This window comes from Neisseria sp. P0009.S007 (assembly GCF_051962515.1).
The window spans coordinates 1-915 of sequence record NZ_JBQCVF010000642.1; the positions used below are offsets into that span (position 1 = coordinate 1).

Sequence of the window (915 nt, forward strand, 5' to 3'; positions counted from 1 at the left end):
AGCAACGATTTGTGCCTGTTGGCGCAGTTTGGCTACGTCAAGATTGGCTTTGTTTGTGCCCCAGTCAAAGATAGGCAATGTGATGGACGGTGCAAAAGCCCAAATACCTGTGCCGCTCTTAAACAGGCCGCTCAACTCGCCGGAAGCGGTACCGACCGAACCGGTTAGGCTGATGCGTGGGAAAAACGCCGCACGTGCCGCACCAATATTGGCATTGGCTTGTTTGAGCGCGTGTTCGGCCGCACGGATATCCGGACGGTTGAGCAACACATCCGAACTCAAACCGGCAGGCAGTTTAGTCATTTTGAACTGCTTGCTCAAAGGCAAACCGGCAGGCAGATCTTCGGGTAAAGGTTGATTAATCAGCATAGCCAAGGAATTGCGCGCTTGCTCGCGGTTTTTTACCGCGGATGCGTAATCGGCTTTGGCTGATTCAATCAGGGCTTCCTGTTGGCGCAAATCAACGGCGGAAATCACGCCGGCCTTATGGCGTAATTGTGAAAGCTTGTAAGTCGCTTCACGGGTTTGCAATACGCGTTGTGCCAATGCCATGGTTTCTTCAGCGTAGCGTTCATTAAAGTAGGCTTTGGCAACGGTAGAAATCAGGGTCAGATGCGCGGCATCGCGGTTGGCGGCCACATTGAAATAACCTTGCAACGCGGCTTCGCTGGTGCTGCGGACACGGCCGAAAAGGTCAAGTTCATAAGAGGCTGCGCCCAAACCCACGCTGTATTGGCTGCTGACGCTGCCGCCGCTCAAGCTGCCTTGACGCGAACCTGTACCGCTGGCATTGACGGTTGGCAACAAATTATTACGCGCAATCATATATTGCTTGCGATAGATTTCCGCATTCAGCGCGGCTGTACGCAAATCGGTATTGCGTTCCAATGCGATGTCGATCAGGCGGTGAAGGCG

The 915-nt window shown here is 53.6% G+C and carries 1 protein-coding gene; it reads right to left on the reverse strand.

Annotation, left to right across the window (positions count from 1 at the left end; genetic code table 11):
• The coding region (locus ACTHS3_RS15385; protein WP_440368420.1) for an efflux transporter outer membrane subunit at nt 1-915 on the reverse strand (915 nt) is incomplete at both ends.